Annotated in this window: 18 protein-coding genes; 6 read left to right on the top strand and 12 right to left on the bottom strand. The window is 67.9% G+C overall.

All coding sequences use genetic code 11. From position 1 onward, the window contains the following. Positions 1–313: 313 nt before the first annotated feature. The 3 genes from DDE10_RS14395 to DDE10_RS14405 all read right to left on the bottom strand — a co-directional run bounded on the left by DDE10_RS14395 (position 314) and on the right by DDE10_RS14405 (position 1,505). Positions 314–553, bottom strand: coding sequence for a hypothetical protein (locus DDE10_RS14395; RefSeq protein ID WP_114953469.1), 240 nt, complete (start codon positions 551–553; stop codon positions 314–316). Between the two features lie 109 nt (positions 554–662). Continuing rightward, positions 663–929 (bottom strand): hypothetical protein, encoded by a 267-nt coding sequence (locus tag DDE10_RS14400; protein ID WP_114953470.1) that lies wholly within the window; start codon positions 927–929, stop codon positions 663–665. A gap of 72 nt (positions 930–1,001) precedes the next feature. Next, positions 1,002–1,505, bottom strand: coding sequence for a hypothetical protein (locus tag DDE10_RS14405; RefSeq protein WP_114953471.1), 504 nt, complete (start codon positions 1,503–1,505; stop codon positions 1,002–1,004). 119 nt (positions 1,506–1,624) lie between these two features. On the opposite strand from DDE10_RS14405, the gene DDE10_RS14410 reads away from it, so the two are divergent. After that, entirely contained in the window at positions 1,625–1,909 is a 285-nt protein-coding gene (locus tag DDE10_RS14410; protein ID WP_114953472.1) for a hypothetical protein, read from the top strand. A 7-nt stretch (positions 1,910–1,916) separates the two neighbouring features. Here DDE10_RS14410 and DDE10_RS14415 read toward each other — a convergent pair whose 3' ends face one another. Then, positions 1,917–3,071, bottom strand: a complete 1,155-nt coding sequence (locus DDE10_RS14415; protein ID WP_114953473.1) for an N-acetyltransferase — start codon at positions 3,069–3,071, stop codon at positions 1,917–1,919. Between the two features lie 123 nt (positions 3,072–3,194). Then, positions 3,195–3,374 (bottom strand): hypothetical protein, encoded by a 180-nt coding sequence (locus DDE10_RS14420; protein ID WP_114953474.1) that lies wholly within the window; start codon positions 3,372–3,374, stop codon positions 3,195–3,197. Positions 3,375–3,525: 151 nt separating this feature from the next. Between DDE10_RS14420 and DDE10_RS14425 the strand changes: the two genes are divergently transcribed. Next, complete coding sequence (locus DDE10_RS14425; protein WP_114953475.1) at positions 3,526–4,056, top strand: DUF2239 family protein; 531 nt, start codon at positions 3,526–3,528, stop codon at positions 4,054–4,056. Between the two features lie 37 nt (positions 4,057–4,093). On the opposite strand, the gene DDE10_RS14430 is transcribed toward DDE10_RS14425, so the two are convergent. Next, positions 4,094–4,801: a sterol desaturase family protein gene (locus DDE10_RS14430; RefSeq protein ID WP_114953507.1), complete on the bottom strand. Its 708-nt coding sequence runs from the start codon at positions 4,799–4,801 to the stop codon at positions 4,094–4,096. A 112-nt stretch (positions 4,802–4,913) separates the two neighbouring features. Next, positions 4,914–5,438 (bottom strand): hypothetical protein, encoded by a 525-nt coding sequence (locus DDE10_RS14435; protein WP_114953476.1) that lies wholly within the window; start codon positions 5,436–5,438, stop codon positions 4,914–4,916. Positions 5,439–5,600: 162 nt separating this feature from the next. Here DDE10_RS14435 and DDE10_RS23840 point away from each other — a divergent pair, with 162 nt between their 5' ends. Continuing rightward, a complete protein-coding gene (locus DDE10_RS23840) occupies positions 5,601–5,768 on the top strand; it encodes a glycine zipper domain-containing protein (protein WP_284734668.1) in 168 nt (55 codons plus the stop codon). A 19-nt stretch (positions 5,769–5,787) separates the two neighbouring features. Here DDE10_RS23840 and DDE10_RS14440 read toward each other — a convergent pair whose 3' ends face one another. The 5 genes from DDE10_RS14440 to lptF all read right to left on the bottom strand — a co-directional run bounded on the left by DDE10_RS14440 (position 5,788) and on the right by lptF (position 12,009). Then, positions 5,788–6,582, bottom strand: coding sequence for an NTP transferase domain-containing protein (locus tag DDE10_RS14440; protein ID WP_114953477.1), 795 nt, complete (start codon positions 6,580–6,582; stop codon positions 5,788–5,790). Positions 6,583–6,624: 42 nt separating this feature from the next. Then, entirely contained in the window at positions 6,625–8,022 is a 1,398-nt protein-coding gene (locus DDE10_RS14445; RefSeq protein ID WP_162806629.1) for an MmgE/PrpD family protein, read from the bottom strand. A 29-nt stretch (positions 8,023–8,051) separates the two neighbouring features. Further along, entirely contained in the window at positions 8,052–9,575 is a 1,524-nt protein-coding gene (locus DDE10_RS14450) for a lipopolysaccharide biosynthesis protein (protein WP_162806630.1), read from the bottom strand. Between the two features lie 119 nt (positions 9,576–9,694). Then, positions 9,695–10,789 carry an LPS export ABC transporter permease LptG gene (lptG, locus tag DDE10_RS14455; RefSeq protein ID WP_114953508.1) on the bottom strand — a complete coding sequence of 365 codons (1,095 nt, stop codon included), beginning with the start codon at positions 10,787–10,789 and terminating at the stop codon, positions 9,695–9,697. Beyond that, positions 10,789–12,009, bottom strand: a complete 1,221-nt coding sequence (lptF, locus tag DDE10_RS14460) for an LPS export ABC transporter permease LptF (RefSeq protein ID WP_114953480.1) — start codon at positions 12,007–12,009, stop codon at positions 10,789–10,791. The genes lptG and lptF overlap by 1 nt, the downstream gene beginning before the upstream one ends. Before the next feature lie 120 nt (positions 12,010–12,129). On the opposite strand from lptF, the gene DDE10_RS14465 reads away from it, so the two are divergent. The 3 genes from DDE10_RS14465 to DDE10_RS14475 all read left to right on the top strand — a co-directional run. Continuing rightward, positions 12,130–12,630, top strand: a complete 501-nt coding sequence (locus DDE10_RS14465) for a DUF2141 domain-containing protein (RefSeq protein WP_114953481.1) — start codon at positions 12,130–12,132, stop codon at positions 12,628–12,630. Positions 12,631–12,632: 2 nt separating this feature from the next. Beyond that, complete coding sequence (locus DDE10_RS14470) at positions 12,633–13,604, top strand: diacylglycerol/lipid kinase family protein (protein ID WP_114953482.1); 972 nt, start codon at positions 12,633–12,635, stop codon at positions 13,602–13,604. Between the two features lie 386 nt (positions 13,605–13,990). After that, positions 13,991–16,242: calcium-binding protein (locus tag DDE10_RS14475; RefSeq protein ID WP_162806631.1), on the top strand; the 2,252-nt coding region annotated here is incomplete at its 3' end.

Below are 16,242 nucleotides of genomic sequence, written 5' to 3' on the forward strand. Positions count from 1 at the left end.
AGGCGCATCCTCGACTGGAGGTACGGGCGCTCGGCGACTCCGTCGCCTGCCGGATCGAGGTTCCCACCGCGGCGCGGCCGAGTCAATCGAGGCGCGGCCAGGCCGGCACGGCTCATCCCACCAATAGCGGATATTGGCGCGCGGTGGGACTTGCCTTCCCCACATTACGCTTCGGACGGCCTGGGGGCCGGACCCGTGCTACGGCAGCAAGATTCACCGTGTCACGCGCGCCGACTCCGCCATAGCACGGCCGGAGCGAGTCGCGAACCGCGCTCCGGCCAGTTTTCGGTTCCTCTGGCCGCAGAGGCGCGGGTCAGGCCGAAGCCTTCGCGTCCGCGCGCCGGCGGCGGATCGCCGGGATCGCCGCCGCGGCGACAAGGCCGGCGGCCACGGCCGTCCCGGCAGCCGCGGCGGTCTTCGGATATTCGCGCACCTTGTCCGCGACCCCGCTCCGCATGGCCGAGATGCGGCCGAACCGGCCTTCGGAGGCCTGAACTTTCTCCTCGGCGCGAGGGGCGGCGGTGGGCATGGCAGAATTGGGGATATGGGACATGAAGCAACTCCGTCATCGGGGATGGAGATAGGCGAACGGCACGGGGCCGCGGCGGTTCCGGATCATTTCACGGCCGCCCCGCCCGACGCGACGAACCGGGCCTTTGCGATCACTGTCCGTTCATGGCGGGCGGCGTGGCCGGCGCCTGGGCGTTGCCGGCAGCCTCGAGCGCCTCCTGGGCGGCGGCGGGATCGGTGATGTTGTGTTCGCGCACCTGCTCGGCGGCATTGTCGAGCACATTGGCCGCCGCCGGGCTGCTCTGATCGGCAGCCGCCTCCAGCGCGTCGGCCGTATTGTCGGCGCGATCGCCGCCTCCGGTGCAGGCGGAGAGCGCAAGAGCGAGGCCAGCGGCCGCGGCGGCAGGGGAGACGTTCATCGGCGTTCCTTTCGGTCGAGGTGCCGGATGGAACGAGCGCCGCCCGGACGGGTTGCGTGTCGACGGAGTCGCTCAGCAGCGAATTGACTGCGCTGTCGTTCCATCGGAATTGGCGATGACCAGGCGATCGGCGGTGACGGCGCGCAGCTCGACCCGCATGGTCTCGGCCGGGCCGGCCAGCTCGAGGACGGAGCCGTCGAGCGACCACTCCCCCGCGACCCCATTCGAGGTGGTGAAGGTACCGTCGGCGAGGAACTCGACGCCTTGCTTGCAATTGCCGTCGTCGCTCCATTGGCCGAGGAGGAGGTCGGCCCGGATCGGCCCGGAGGCGCTGGCCCGAATGGCGCCCGGATCCTTGCCGCCGGCATCGGTCGAAGTGCCGGTCAGGCCGGCAAGCGAGCGGCTTCGAGTGATGCCGGCATCGGCCGGGGCGGCGTTCTGCGCAGCGGCGACGTTGGCTTTTGCCGAGTTCTCAACGGCATCGTTCTGCGGTGCCGTTCCCTGGCCGAAGCCGAGCCGATCGCAACCGGCCAGCGCCAGGAGCACCGTCATCGCCAATGCTATGCGCTTGCGCATGTGCAGACCTCGCAAATTTCGCGGGCGGATGATAGCGGCGCGACGGGCGCGGCGGAAGGCGGTTCGCGGCCGGAACGGTCGCGGCTGGCCCGGCGTTGATCCGGGACAGGGAGCCGGCCATGCGAATATTCATTCCCCTCGCCTTGACGTCGCTCGCCGCGACCGCCTGCACCGTTCAGGGCGGCGGCGGCCAGACGGCCGAGGCCGAGACGGATAGCGGCACGACGGTCCGAATCGCGGGCGACGGCGCGCAAGTGGACTCCCAAGGCGCCGGCATCCGCGTCGGCCATAACGGCATCGAGATCGATCTCGACCGCGATGTCGAGCTCAATGTCGGCGAGCTGCGGGCGCGGGTCCGGCCCGGCAATGACGGTTCGCTGGCGGTAACGCTGAACAGCCAATAGGCCGCCGTCAGATCGCCTTGTCGTAAATGCGGTAGACGCGGTTCACCTTCGAATCGATGGCGTCGGCGATCGAGACCATTCCCTGATTGTCCTCGAGGATCCAGCCCACTTCGCCCCTTTTCATCCCGTAGGCGGAGGTGCCTCCCCGGCGGATATATTCAATCATCATGAAGGCGAGCTGGCTGGCGAGACGCGAGGCCTGCAGCCGCTTCACGACGCCCATCAGCGCGACCCGGCCATGGTCGAATCGCCGCCGGCGCAGCCGCCAGAGCAACTTCGCCCAGCCGAAGGGGAACAACGCGCCGCCCAGGTCGCGGATCAGGGGATTGATGTCCGGAAGGGTGAGCATGAAGGCCACCGGCTCGCCGTCCAGCTCGGCGACACGAATGATCTCGTCGAGGACGATCGGCTTCAGCTTCTTGCCGGCATAGGCGATCTCGGACGGCGTCAGGGGGATGAAGCCCCAATTGTCCGACCATGCATCATTGAGGATCGCCAGGATGATCTGCGCCTCCTCGGCGAAGCGCGAGGGATCGACCTTGCGGATGCGGATGCGCGGATTCTTCTCGCCGCTGGCAACGATCCGCTGGACGATGGGCGGAAATTCCCGGGTGACGTCGAGGTCGTAGGTGAGCAGGTCCTTGGCCTTGGAATAGCCGGCGCGTTCCACCCAGCCTTCATATTCGGCGCTGTTGTGGCCCATCATCACCATCGGCGCGTGATCGTGGCCCTTGATGAGCAGGCCCGGCTCGTCCCAGATGCCGAGCGAAAAGGGACCCATCGAACGGGTCATGCCCTTCCCGCGGAGCCAATCCTCAGCCGCGGCCAGCAAGGCGCGGGCCACCGCCTCGTCCTCCGCCTCCAGCATGCCCCATTGGCCGAGCCCCGGCGCCATATGCTCGAGTACGAGCTGGTCCACCTGCGCCGAAATCCGTCCGACGACGCGGCCGTCTCGCTCGGCGAGGAAGAAGCCGGCCTCGGCATGTTCGAACCAGGGGTTGCGCCCCGGAGTGATCAGGGCCCGGACCTCGTCCTTGAGCGGCGGTATCCATTGGGGATCGGCGGCATTGAGGCGGTAGGCCAGCTCGATGAAGGCCTTGCGGTCGGCCTTGCCTGAGACGGGGCGTATTTGAAGGCCGGCAGCGGCGGCGGGATCGGTCATGCCGGGCTCGTAAGCGAAAAGCCGGAGCGCCGGAAGAGGCGCGGGCGTCGGCGGTAGAAGCCGCCGGCGCCCGTCAGATCGGCTGGCCGCCCGAAGGCCGCCTTGGGAGTCGGATCGGCGACGCTATCTTTTATGGTCGCCGCGATCGCCCTGGCCGGGCGGCGCGTCATGCTCGGCGTGCTGGCGCCGGTCGGCGGCGAGGGAGCGGCCGACATCGACCGACTCCTTGAAGCGGCCTTCGTCGTCACGGCGGACATAGCGCTTGTCGGTGCCGGTATCGATCAGCTCTCGCTTGCTGCCCATTTCTCAGCCTCCTTCGAATGGATGGTTGGAATGGCAACCCGGAGATTCCGTGAAGGTTCCGAAACGAGCGGCTAGGCGCCCAATTACCCGGGTAGAATTGACAGTTGCATTTGACCCGGGTATAAAGGCCGTGAAACTGGGAGCAACCGGCATGGAAAATCAAGTCACAGCCTTTCTCGACGATGCGATCATCGCCCGAGGCGATCGCGACGCCGTCACCCACGCTGTCGAGGAACGCTGGCCCGACGCCCACGGCGCGGTCCGGGTGTTCGACGACGCGACCGGCCGGGCCGTCGATCTCGACCTCTGGGATGCTGCCGTCACGGCCGCCGAACCGGCGCCGCGAACCCGCGGCCGGCCGAAGCTCGGCGTCGTTGCGCGCGAGATCACCCTGCTGCCGCGGCAATGGGACTGGCTCGCGCGACAGCCGGGCGGCGCTTCTGCGACGATCCGCAAGCTCGTCGAGGCCGCCCGCAAGGACGCACCGGCCGCGGAAGCCCGCCGGGACGCCGTCTACCGATTCCTGACCGCGATGGCCGGGGATCGGCCAGGCTACGAGGAAGCGCTGCGGGCGCTCTATCGGGGCGAGGGGGATCGCTTCCGGTCCCTTATCGCCGATTGGCCCGAGGATGTTCGCGCCTATGCCGAGCGGCTGCTCGGCGCTGGCGAGGTCCCGGATTGAGCGAGAGCGGAGCGGCGGCGATGCCGCCGCTCCGGTTTCAAGCCTTCTCGCGCTGGCGGGGATGCCCCGTGACGACGCCGCCGCTCAGCCGGGCCACCCATGGCCAGCGATCGGCCGCCTCGGGCGTATAGCCGAGATTGAAGACGGTCGGGCTCTTCGCCGGGCGCTCTGGGCGGTCGTAATAGGTGCCGAACAGCTTGTCCCAGAAGAAGGTGGTGATCCCGAAATTGCCGTTCTCGTCATGGAAATGGTGGGCGAGATGACGCTTCTTCATGTCCGCCAGCAGCTTGTTCTTCGGCTTGTAGGCGAGATGCTGGATGCAATGGGCGAATTCGTAGAAGCAGGTCGTCAGCAGGCCGGTGGCGAAGGCCGCCATGGCGCCGCCGAAGCCGCCGATCGCCCAACCGAGCGGGATCACGCCGATCGCGATGGTCGGCACGGTCGTGTGGAGCGCGCCGAACAGCACCTCGAGATGGTTGGGATCCTGGTGATGATCGTAATGGATCCGCTTCCAGGTCGAGGCCAGGAACGGCACCTTGAACATCCAGCGGCTGTGCAGGACGTAGCGATGGATCAGGTACCAGAAGAGCGGATAGGCCAGGCTTGCCGCAGCGATCGCACCGAGCGTCGGCAGCAGAGGCGCCGGCCGCCAGGCATAAAGGGCGATGGCGACGGCGCTCAGCAGAAGATAGGCGATGATCGCCGGATACTGGAAGTAGGCGACGACGAGCTCCTTCAAGCTCATCTTGTCGAGATGATGCTCGCGTCTCCAGAAAGACGGGCGAAGGGTCTGAGCGATCTTCACGTTCGTTCCTTGTAGCGCGCTCGAGCTTCGGGTCCAGTGCCGGACGGCTCGATCATGGGCTCATGATGTGTGGCCGCGTCATGGAATTGCAATGAGGCGGTTTTTGGGCGGTCGGCGGCGGCGATGCCGCGGCCGGGGCCGCCGGCGCCGTCGAGAAGGGGCATTCGGCGAGCGCCGAGGCGAGCCGGAAAGGAGATCCACCGACGACGCGGCGCAGACTCGCCACCGCCCAGCCCAGCGCCGAGGGAAGCCCGTGCGGGATATCGCGACTGGCCAATGCTCCACTCGGCTCCGGCGCGAGAGCGAGCATGAGTAGCAACGCCCGCTCGTCGGCGCCGATCTCGTGGCTGGAGCAGCAAAGGGCCGAGAGCGGGCGGCCGAGACAGGCCTCGGTGAGCTCGAGCACGCTGCTCAACGCCACCGCCGCCTCCGGCGGAATGCCCAGCTCTCCAGCGCGTTCGACCATCGCGGGAAGCGTCGGCACGCCCGCCTCGCGAAGCGCAACCCAGCGCCGGAGCAGCCGGACCAGCACGATCCCGCTCCAATCCGCCCGCCGCTCGAACTTCTCCATGCGCATGTCCGACTCCCGATCCAGAGACAGGCAAGATGACGCTATTGAGAGGCATTTGCAACAAGCGCCTGGGGGTTCAGAGGGCGATCGTCGCTGGATCGGCGCGCTCCGGCTCATCGCCGGACGCATCGGGTTCACGCCTGCCGGCGCTTCCGGCATGAAACCGGCATGGCCGGCAAAGGACCCGACAATTCCCTGCGCACCGGCGCTGGAATCGCCATCGGCATTGCGATCGGCGTGGCAATCGGAGTCGCCATGGACAATGTCGCCGCCGGCATCGGCATCGGCTTGGCGATCGGTATCGCGATGGGGCTCGCGGGACGGTCCAGGACGTAAGGAACCTCGCGAGAGTCGCTCAGGCCGTCCCTTCCCTCTCCCGTATGATCCGGTTGGCCAGTTCCCAGTCCTGCATGCGGTCGACGTCGATCGGGCCTTCGGCGAATGGCATCAGGATCGGGGCGGTGCGCAGGCCGACGGTGCGCGAGAGCGCGCCCAGCACCGTGCGCAGCGTGAACAGCCGGCTCTTGTAGAGGAGGAAGGCGAACAGGCCGAAGGCGCCGATCAGACGCTTGGGCTTCTTGCCGAACTGGCCGCCGCTGTTGAACACGCGCGGACCGTTGAGCGAGCGCGGCGTCAGCAGCGCGTAGATGTTGCAGCTCGAAAAGGCACCGTCGCGGAACCGGTGGAAGGCGCGATTCCCTTCCGGATATTTTTCGAGGATGTAGCTGGCCGGCGTAAGGCCGAGCGCGCCGTCGACGCCCTGGCCGGGAAGGCCGTCGAGCGAGTCGCAGAAGAAGCGCACCATCTCCGACGTATGGAGCGCATTGTCGCCGGTGGTGATCACCATCGGCAGCAGCTCCTCGCGCGCGACGGCGGCCACGCTGGTACCGATATTGTCGCGGCTCGCGACATATTCGATCGTGTCGGCGCCCGGCAGATCGGCCAGGAGAGCGCGCGCCTCGGCGATGCTGCCTTCCTCGATCGCGACGATGGTCCGCCCGATCCGGCCCGAGCCCATCACCGCCTCGACGACCCGGCGCAGCATCGGCTGACCGGCGATGTCGATGAAGCATTTGTGCGAGACACCACCTGCTTGCGCGAGCGGATCGAGATTGCCGCGGCTCGCCGCGAGCACCAGCCCGGTATACATGCCTTCCCCCAAGTCCCGAATGTCAGGCGCAGCGCGCGCGGCTCACGGAGCGAGGCGTGCGCGCAGCGGCGCCATGAGCGGCGCTGTGGATGGCAAATGTGGCAATTCTGAGAGAGCGTCGCGCAGCGCGCGATGGGCGCCCGCGTCGAGCAGACCGTCCGCGCAGCCGTCGAGCTTCGCCCAATATTGCGCCATCGTGAAGGGCGCGGCGAGACTCCCGGCCGGCATCGGCACCGACGCGGCGAAGCGGCGGCCGTCCTTCAGCACGACCTCGACCTCGGTCGGGAACTCGCCTTCGGCCTTGTCGACCGGGTGACGGTGGATGCGCGGATAGAGCGCGCGCACGTCCGGCCGGCGAGCGGCTTCGTCGGTAAAGTCGGACAGGGTGCAGTTTCCCGCGATCAGGGCAACGGCAAGACCATATTCGAGAGAGAATTTCGCTTCCAGCGCATCGGCCGGATCCTCGTACATGAGATTGTTGAGGTGAGTGACCGGCGCGCGGACATGCACCGCCTCGACCTCGTCCGCGCCGAATCCATGCGCCTCCCTGAGCGCCAGCAGGCCGTCCATCGCGCGATGCGCGCTGCCGCAATTGGGAAAGCGCTTCACCCGAAAGCCGCTCGACAGGATGAGCAGCGGCTCGCCGACGCTTTCGGTCTCGAAGCGCAGATTCTGGCCATGCTCGACATGGGTGAGCCCGTCGCGCAGCTGCTCGTAATCGGGCCCGACCATCAGCCGGTTCATGCCGTGGGGGCCGTCGAGCGTGTCGAGGCCCGCGCTGATCCCGCCGCGGGCGAGCCCGGCGGCGACCACGCCCGCCTTCGCGGCGAGGCCGGCATGGATCGGCTTGGTCATGGTTCCGAACTGCGACATGAAGCCGGCGGCCATGCTGGTCGAGATCGACAGCGCGAAGGCGGCTTGATCGGCGTCGAGCCGAAGCAACCGGGCGCAGGCGGCCGCGGCGCCAATAGAGCCGACGGTCGCCGTCGCATGCCAGCCGCGATTGCGATGGACGGGATTCACCCCCTGCCCCACCCGGCCGAGTATCTGCAGGCCCGCTATATAGGCGTCGAGGCAGGCCCGGCCCGAGGCGCCCTCCTGCTCCGCCAGCGCCAGGATGGCGGGGACGAGCACCGCCGTCGCATGGGCCTTCGCCGGATCGAAATTGTCGTCGAAATCGAGGGCGTGGGCCGAGGTCCCGTTGACCAGGGCGGCCCAGGGGGCGGCCAGCCCCTCGCCCATGCCGATCGCCGTCGCCGGACCCGCGCCCCATCCACGCACGGTCTCGAAGACCTGACGGCTGACGGGCTCGGCCGCCCCCGGGATGGTAACGGCGATGACGTCGACATATTGGCGCTGCGCCGATTCCCAGGCCGCCTGCGGCCAGGCTGGGGGAGTGTCGGCAAGCCAGGCGCCATAAGCGAGGACGGGATTGTTCATGTCTGCCTGCATCGGACCGGATCGGGGCGCTACACCAGCCGCAGCCGCCGCGAAAGGCCGCCCAGAGCGAGGCGGTCCTCGCGGGTGAGGCCGTAGCGCAGCGCCAGCCAGCTCGTCGCCGCCCACAGGATCATGTTGAGGCCGAAGCGCAGCGGCCCGCCGGTCAGATGCTCGACCATGGCCATCGCCGCCACTCCGGCGAGGGCGATGGCGAGCCCCTGGAACAGCTTGCGCCCGAACGGGGTCAGGCCGTCGCTGATCCGAAGCTCGACCGCCGCCGCCCAGGTCGAGGCGAGGATGCCGGCGGAAACGGCGATGGCCATGCCCAGCGCGCCATAAGCAGGGGTGAGCCACAGAGCCAGGCCGATCCAGAGCAGGAAGGCGAGCAGGCTGTTGAGCAAGGGAAGGCCGCGATGGCCGACCATCTCGACGATCGTGCCGGCCGGCCCGACGATCGCCTCCGCCGCCCGCGCCGCGCACAGAATCGCGAGCAGGGGCAGAGCCGCGAGTGCCTCGCTCCGATAGACGCTGAGGACGTCGGCGCCGGTGAACACCATCAGACCCGCCAGGGGCACGACCAGAGCGGTCGAGACCCGGCTGGCGAAGAGGTAGAGCGGCGCGATCGCGGCGCGATCGGCATGGGCCTGGGCGGAGGAGAGCGGCCCCAGGACATATTGGAAGGCCTGGCGCACGATATAGGGCACGGTCGACAGCTTGCGCGCGATCTCGAAGATGCCGGCCGCGGCGGCGCCGCGGGCACCGGGCAGCATGAAGTTGATCAGCAAGGGCGGCGCATCGATGAGCAGCCGCCGCGACAGGTTGGCGGGGAGCAAGGCAAGGCCCGAGGCGAGCAGCTCGCGGGCGAGCGGCGCCGGCATCGGCGCGCGCAGCAGCAGGCGAAGATCGTAATAGCGGGCGATCAGCGGCAGGCAGAGCAAGGCGGTGAGGAAGAGCGAGGCGAGATGCGCCGCCATCAGTCCGATCGACTGGAAGCCGAGGCCGAAGAAGAGGCCGGCAAAGGCGAGCCGGGCCAGCTGCTCCCAGAAGATGCGCAGACGTATCTCCGGGCCGAACGCACGGCGCGCCCGTGCCGCCGACGTCGCCACCTCGATGAAGGTCCAGAGCGGCAGCGCCCAGACGAACAAGGCGATCGCGGCGGGGAGACGGGCGGCATCGTCCGGGGCGGCGGAGAAGAGCGGCGCGATCGACGCCGCGCTCAGCGAGACGGCGAGCGCGACCAGCGTCGCGGGCACGACCGTGATCAGCAAGGCGAGCTTGAGCGCGCCATGGACCTGCTGTTCGTCGTCGCGTGTGGGGACGACCCGCTGCAGCGCGCTGGTCATCGACAAGTCGATGATGTTGGTGAGCAGGCTGACCGCGCCCCAGAGGACGACATAGATGCCGTAGCCGGCGAGGCCGAACATCCAGATGTAGAGCGGCTGGGCAACCGCCTCGATCAGCGCGCCGGCGCGGGCGAGGCCGGCGAGGCCCGCGCCCCGCGCGACGTCGCCGCGAGTGACGGCGGGAGCGGGAGCGGGGGCGTCAGAGGACATGGAGGCCCTCCCGTCCATCCGATTTGCTCGATTGGCTTTTGCTCATCCGATCCCGATCCTCCGCTGCAAGGGAGGATCCTGGGCCCTGCGCCCGTCGATCGGGCCGCGCCCCCGTCTCTTCACTCCTCGCCCTGGATGAGGACCGCCTCGCCGACCAGGAGGAAGAGGAGGAACGGCCCCCAGGCGGCGAGCAGCGGCGGGTAGGCGCCGAAATTGCCCATGGCCAGGGCGAAATTGTCGGCGACGAAATAGGCGAAGCCCAAGGCCATCCCGATGACGGCGCGGAAGAAGAGCTGGCCGGACCGGGCGAGGCCGAAGGCGGCGACGGCGGCGAGGAGAGGCATCAGCACCGTCGAGAGCGGCCCCGACAATTTGTGCCACAGACTGGCCTCCAGGGTGGTGGTGCGGCGGCCCGCTTCCTGAAGCGCGGCGATCGACCGGCGAAGCTGCCAGAAATCCTGCTCGTCGGGATCGACGGAGGCGAGCGTGAACTGGTCGGGCCGCAGCGACGGCCCGAGATCGACTCTCGGCATTCGGGACACCTGGCCGGTCTCGACCGTGAACAGCCGGCCATTGTCGAGCCGCCAGCCGCCGGGAGTCCGCACGCCGCGCTCCGCCTCGAGAATTCGGCGAAGGGTGCCACCGGACCGGTCGTAGATGGTGATCCCAGCGAGGCGGACGCGGTCCCCCTCCCCCGCCACCTGGCGAACGAAGATGAGGTCGTCCCCATGCTGGACGCGGACGTCGTTCTGGACCTGCGAGGCGGCGGGGACCGGCCCGTATTCGACCGCTTCCCAGGCCGACAGGGCCGCATTGGCGCGGGTGACGACGCGCTCGTTGAAGACGAAGTTGAAGGCGGCGATCAGGAAGCCGGCAAGGACGAGCGGCGCGATGATCTGGTGGGCGGAGATCCCGGCCGCCTTCATCGTGATGATCTCGCTATGCTGGTTCAGCGTGACCAGCATGATCAGCGTCCCCAGGAGGACCGAGAAAGGGAGGAAGCGGGCGATGAGCTGCGGCACGCGCAGCCCGGCATAGCGCCACAATTCCGCGTCGCCATTGCCGGGATGGGCGAGGATGTCGCCGCTGTTTCCGAGCAGGTCGAGCGTCGTCAGCACGAGCACGAGCGCGAGCAGGACCGCCAGGCTGCGCGTGACGAACAGGCGCACCATGTAGGCGGCGACCTTCCGCGACGGAAAGAAATGGAGATTGATCATGCCGGCTGGACGGTCCGCTTGCGGCGACGCTCACGTCGCCGCACCAGCCGCCCGAGGGAGCGGCCGAGCCGGCTGAAGCCGCGCTCCAGCGCGCCGATCGGCTGGCCGCCCGGCTTGTGGGCGATCGTCCAGTACATCCACAGGATCAGCCCGGCGAAGATGGCGAACGGCGTCCACAGCGCGATCAGCGGGTCGAGCCGGCCGAGCGCCCCCATCTCCTCGGCATATTGATTGACCTTGTGATAGGTGACGACGAGCACGATCGACAGGAAGATGCCGAGGCCGGACGTGCTCCTCTTGGGCGGCACCGCCAGCGCCACCGCCAGCAGAGGTAGCAGCAGCATCATCACCACTTCGACCAGGCGAAAATGGAAATTGGCGCGGATGGCATTGCGCCTCTCCTCGGCCTGGCCTGCATTTCTGGCAACGCGGACCAGCTCGGGCAGGGTAAGCTCCTCGGTGCCGTTGCCGCGGCCGCGGAAGGACTCGATCGCGGGCAGGTCGATCGGCAGATCGTAGCGGGCGAAGCTCAGCACGCGCGGCGCGCGGAAGCCCGCCGCGTCGTGGACGAGGCGGCCATTGGCGAGCCTGAACAGGATGGTGTTGGGATCGTCGGTGGCAAGGAAGGTGCCGCGATCGGCGGTGACGGCGAGGCTGCGGCCGTCCCGCGTCTGGGCGCGCAGGAAAACCCCGTAGAGGTCGGTGCCGCGATTCTCGCTCCGCTCGACCCGCAAGGTCATGCGCCGACCGAGATCGGTGAACTCGCCGACCCTGATCGACGCGCCGAGGGCGCCCGACCGAAGCTCGAAGCGCAGGCCCTCATAGGCATATTCGGCATAAGGCTGGATGAAGCCGACGATGGCGAGGTTGAGCGCGAGCAGGGCGCCGGTGAAGATGTAGGGCACCCGCAGCAGCCGCCCGTAGCTCAGGCCCACCGCGCGCATCGCGTCGAGCTCCGACGACAAAGCGAGCTTGCGGAAGGCGAGCAGGACCCCGAGCAGCAGCCCGATCGGGATGCCGAGCCCGAGATATTGCGGGATGAGGTTGGCGAGCATCCGCCAGACGACGTTGACCGGCCCGCCCTCGCTGACGACGAAATCGAACAGCCGCAGCATCTTCTCGAGCAGCAGCAGCATCGCCGCGAGGGTGAGGGTGCCGATCAACGGCACAAGGATCAGCTTCGCGAGGTAGCGGTCGATCTGTGTCGGAAACCTCAATTTTTCGACGCTCCATGACCACAATTTGGCCGCAAGCTTGGACGATCTGGCACGTATGGGGGCACGAGACGAAGCCTGCCGCGCCCGCGGCGGGCTATAGCTTCCAGGAGTTTCACGGTCATGCTGAAACTGACGGCCAAGGTTGCGGGGCTTCTCGCCGTCGCGTTAGCGGCGGCCCCCGGCGCTGCCCAGGCGGCGCTCGGGCCTGATGCCGCCACCTGCCGCAGCGGCAATCGCCCGGCCATTCTCGTCAACATCAACGGCTTCAAGGCGCGCAGCGGCAATCTCCGCGTCAATGTCTATGGCAGCGATCCCGCCAAGTTCCTCGAACGTGGCCAATATGTCCGCCAGGTCAACCTCCCGGTCACCCGCGCCGGGGCGATGCCGATCTGCGTCGCCGTGCCGCGCGCCGGGCAATATGCCGTGGCCGTCCGGCACGACATCGACGGCGACGGCAACGACTGGGGCGACGGCGGCGGCTTCTCGCGCAATCCGCGCCTGTCGCTGACCAACTTGCGGCCCCGCTATCAGAATGTCGCCTTCAACGTCGGCGGCGGCGTCCAGTCGATCAACGTCGTCCTGAACTACCGCTTCGGCCTCACCATCCGGCCGGTGAGATAGACATGGCACTGGTGGCCCTCCTCTCCAATCCCCGGTCGACCGGGAACCAGGCGATCCTGCCGGAGGTGCGCGCCTTCTGCGCGCGCCACGAGGAGATCTTCCACTACGAAGTCGAGCATGTCGAACAGATCGGCGCGGCCCTGCGATCGATCGCGCGGGTGAAGCCGCGGGTGCTGGTGATCAACGGCGGCGACGGCACCGTCCAGGCGGCGCTGACCGAACTCTATCATGGCGGCCATTTCGAGACCCCGCCCCCGGTGGCGGTGCTGCCCAACGGCAAGACCAACCTCATCGCCCACGATCTCGGCGCGGACGGCAATGCCATCGCGGCGCTCGAGCGGGTGCTCGAGCTCGCCCGCACCGATCTCGGCCCGCATATCGTCTCGCGCGAGCTCATCTCGCTGTCCGACGGCGATCCGGAGGGACGGCCGGTGCTCGGCATGTTCCTCGGCGGCGCCGGCCTCGCCGACACGATGCTCTATTGCCGCAACAAGCTCTATCCGCTCGGATTGCCCAACTGGCTCGCCCATTTCCTGGCGCTGGTCCTCGGCATCGCCGCCATCCTCATCGGACGGCCGGCGCGCTTCCTGCCGACCCCGCCGCGGCCGATAACGGTCTCGGTGATGCGGAGCGGCGTCCTCGAGGGAAGCTTCGCCTTCCTGATGGTGACGACGCTGCAGCGTCTGCTGTTCAGCGGCCACATGCCGGCCGTCGCCGGCTCCGGCGGCGCGATGCAGCTTCTCGTCATCGAGCGCAGCGTGCCCGCTTTGCTGCGGGCGCTGATCGCCTCGTTGCGCGGCCGTCTCGGGCGGATCCGCCTCCCCGGCGTGCACCTCGAGCAGGGCGACGAGATCAGGATCGAAGGCAGCGGCTCCAGCGTGCTGCTCGACGGCGAGCTGTTCCAGGCCGATCACGGCCGGCCGATCGTGCTTCGGCCGACCCCGCCGGTGCCGTTCCTGAAGCTGGCCGCCTGAGCTCCCGAGCGGAGGCGGCCGCCGAACCGGCCACGGCGCCTCGTCGGCATGAATAGGCATAGGCACGGAACCGATCTACGGGCGCCCGTTCCGCCGACTGTTCGTGATCGTCTTTACGCTTCCTTGACGCTGCTCGTTCCTATTGTTGGTTGAGCGCATGATCGAGATCATCTAAGCTCTTTGATTGGGGGGAGATTCGGTCTTTCGCATCTCCTGGAACGAGAGATGCAGATCTTTTTCGGCCGAATGGCCATTCCTGACTCGGCGACTGACGCCGCCAGCAAGGCGGACCTTTCGCAGATCGCGCCTCTCGTCCACGGCATGCCTCGAAGTTATCTCATGCGCGGCCCCGCGACATCGGCGCCGAAGCCACAACGGAATGCCTGATGCCAGACTTCTATGAGCGCACGGACGACCCAACCCTCGTCAACACCACGACGGACGGGGATCAGACCGCCCCTGTAATTGCCGTGTTCGGCGACGGGAGCCATGTCGTCGTCTGGACCGACACGAGCGGAGGCGATCCGGCCGCACCCGATATCAAGGCCCAGCTGTTCGGCTCCGACGGCGAGAAGATCGGCGGAGAATTCTCGGTGGCGACGGCAACGGCAGGGGCGCAGGCAAGCCCAAGCGTCGCTGCCCTGGCCGACGGGCGCTTCGTCGTCACCTGGATCGATGAGAGCGGCGAAGGCGGCGACGGCAGCGGGTTTGGCATAAAGGCGCAGATCTTCGACGCCGCCGGCGCCACGATCGGCGGCGAGTTCCTCGTGAACAGCTTCACCGAATCGACCCAGTCGCAGCCGGTCGTCGCAGGATTGGCCGACGGCGGATTCGTCATCAGCTGGGCGGACGCGAGCGGCGAGGGCGGCGACGACAGCGGCGCCAGCATCAAGGCCCAGCTCTACGATGCCGCGGGCATGCGAATCGGCGGCGAGTTTCTGGTCAACACCACCACCGATCTCGACCCGTCTGAACCCGCCATTGTCGCACTTTCGACGGGCGGTTTCTCGATCGCCTGGGAAGGTCGTGACCCGAGCTACGGGACGCCGGCCATCTTCGTCCAGACCTTCGACGCCGCCGGCGCCGCCATCGGCGGCGAGCAGCGGGTGAATGCAGGCACCTATTTCTTCCAGAACTCGCCCAGCATAGCCGCCATCGAGTCGGGCTTCGTCGTCGTGTGGGAAGGCCGAGGCGGTAATTGGGAAGAGGACATCGTCAAGGCGCAGCTGTTCGACTTGGCCGGCCAGAAGTCCGGTGGCGAACTGAAGCTGACCGTGCCTGCTGAAACGTCGGTGACGGAACCCTCCGTCCAAGGCCTTTCCGACGGCGGCTTCATCGTCACCTGGAACCGATGGGCGGCGAGCGGCGACAGCAAGGACATCTACACCCAGGCTTTCGATCATCAGGGCAGGCCGGTCGGCGACCTGCTGCTGGTCCATGCCGACGCAGACGGCAACCAGGACTCATCCCAGGTCGCCGAGCTTCCGTCAGGCGAGATCGCAATTGTCTACGCGGACAATAGCGACACGGTCGGAGACGCTTCCGGCTATGCCGTCAGGCTGCAGCGATTCTCCACAACCGACACCCTAGACGGAACCCTTGAGGACGACGTGCTCAACGGCGGCCCGGGCGACAACGAGATAAATGGCGGCGAAGGAGACGACAGCCTTTCCGGGGGCGCCGGCGCCGATTTGCTCGACGGGGGCAACGGAATCGACACGGCCCGCTACGAATGGTCCGAGGCGGGCGTCGATGTCGACCTGGCGCGTGCGGGGCCGCAGCTTGGCGGCGACGCCGAAGGGGACGTGCTGACGAGCATCGAGAACCTGACGGGCAGCGGCCATGCCGACACTTTGCGAGGCGACGATGCCGGCAATCGGCTGAGCGGCGGCGAAGGCGACGATCTCCTCGACGGCGCCGGCGGCGCGGACCGGCTGGAAGGCGGCAGAGGCAACGATAACTTCGTCGTGGACGATTCCGGCGACATCATCGTCGAGGCGGCGGGGGAAGGCAGCGACACCGTCAGGAGCTGGGTGGACTTCGTCCTGCCCGACCATGTCGAGCAGGTCGTCCTCACCGGATCGGCCGCCATCAACGGCACCGGCAATAGCGGCGCCAACACGATCGTCGGCAACGGCGCGGCGAACCGGCTCGACGGACGTGGCGGCGCAGATACGATGCGCGGCGGGGGCGGCAACGACGTCTATATCGTCGACAATATCAGCGATCGGGTGACCGAGCTGTCCGGCCAGGGCGTGGACACGGTGAGGAGCTCGGTCTCGCACACGCTCGCCAACCATATCGAGAATCTGGCGCTGACCGATGCCGGCTTCATCGACGGCACCGGCAACGGCCTCGCCAATGTGATCTCCGGCAATGCCAAGGCGAACAAGCTGGACGGCGGCGCGGGTGCCGACACGCTGCGCGGCGGCAAGGGACACGACACCTATATCGTCGACAATGGCGGCGACACGGTGATCGAGGCTGCCGGCGAGGGCACCGACACGATCCGCACCTATGTGAGCTATACGTTGCCCGAGGAGGTCGAGGCGCTCGCACTCGGCGGCGCTGGCGTGACGGACGCCACCGGCAACGCGCTGGACAACCGTCTCTACGGCAATGCCAAGGCCAATGTGAT

The organism is Sphingosinicella terrae, from assembly GCF_003347635.1.
In the GTDB taxonomy this organism is placed as follows: domain Bacteria; phylum Pseudomonadota; class Alphaproteobacteria; order Sphingomonadales; family Sphingomonadaceae; genus Allosphingosinicella; species Allosphingosinicella terrae.

Excerpts from the sequence above, each read along its gene's own strand:
- DDE10_RS14395 (WP_114953469.1), bottom strand. The coding sequence starts at position 553 with ATGTCCCATATCCCCAATTCTGCCATGCCCACCGCCGCCCCTCGCGCC.
- DDE10_RS14400 (WP_114953470.1), bottom strand. The coding sequence starts at position 929 with ATGAACGTCTCCCCTGCCGCCGCGGCCGCTGGCCTCGCTCTTGCGCTC.
- DDE10_RS14405 (WP_114953471.1), bottom strand. The coding sequence starts at position 1,505 with ATGCGCAAGCGCATAGCATTGGCGATGACGGTGCTCCTGGCGCTGGCC.
- DDE10_RS14410 (WP_114953472.1), top strand. The coding sequence starts at position 1,625 with ATGCGAATATTCATTCCCCTCGCCTTGACGTCGCTCGCCGCGACCGCC.
- DDE10_RS14415 (WP_114953473.1), bottom strand. The coding sequence starts at position 3,071 with ATGACCGATCCCGCCGCCGCTGCCGGCCTTCAAATACGCCCCGTCTCA.
- DDE10_RS14420 (WP_114953474.1), bottom strand. The coding sequence starts at position 3,374 with ATGGGCAGCAAGCGAGAGCTGATCGATACCGGCACCGACAAGCGCTAT.
- DDE10_RS14425 (WP_114953475.1), top strand. The coding sequence starts at position 3,526 with ATGGAAAATCAAGTCACAGCCTTTCTCGACGATGCGATCATCGCCCGA.
- DDE10_RS14430 (WP_114953507.1), bottom strand. The coding sequence starts at position 4,801 with ATGAGCTTGAAGGAGCTCGTCGTCGCCTACTTCCAGTATCCGGCGATC.
- DDE10_RS14435 (WP_114953476.1), bottom strand. The coding sequence starts at position 5,438 with ATGCGCATGGAGAAGTTCGAGCGGCGGGCGGATTGGAGCGGGATCGTG.
- DDE10_RS23840 (WP_284734668.1), top strand. The coding sequence starts at position 5,601 with ATGGCCGGCAAAGGACCCGACAATTCCCTGCGCACCGGCGCTGGAATC.
- DDE10_RS14440 (WP_114953477.1), bottom strand. The coding sequence starts at position 6,582 with ATGTATACCGGGCTGGTGCTCGCGGCGAGCCGCGGCAATCTCGATCCG.
- DDE10_RS14445 (WP_162806629.1), bottom strand. The coding sequence starts at position 8,022 with ATGAACAATCCCGTCCTCGCTTATGGCGCCTGGCTTGCCGACACTCCC.
- DDE10_RS14450 (WP_162806630.1), bottom strand. The coding sequence starts at position 9,575 with ATGTCCTCTGACGCCCCCGCTCCCGCTCCCGCCGTCACTCGCGGCGAC.
- DDE10_RS14465 (WP_114953481.1), top strand. The coding sequence starts at position 12,130 with ATGCTGAAACTGACGGCCAAGGTTGCGGGGCTTCTCGCCGTCGCGTTA.
- DDE10_RS14470 (WP_114953482.1), top strand. The coding sequence starts at position 12,633 with ATGGCACTGGTGGCCCTCCTCTCCAATCCCCGGTCGACCGGGAACCAG.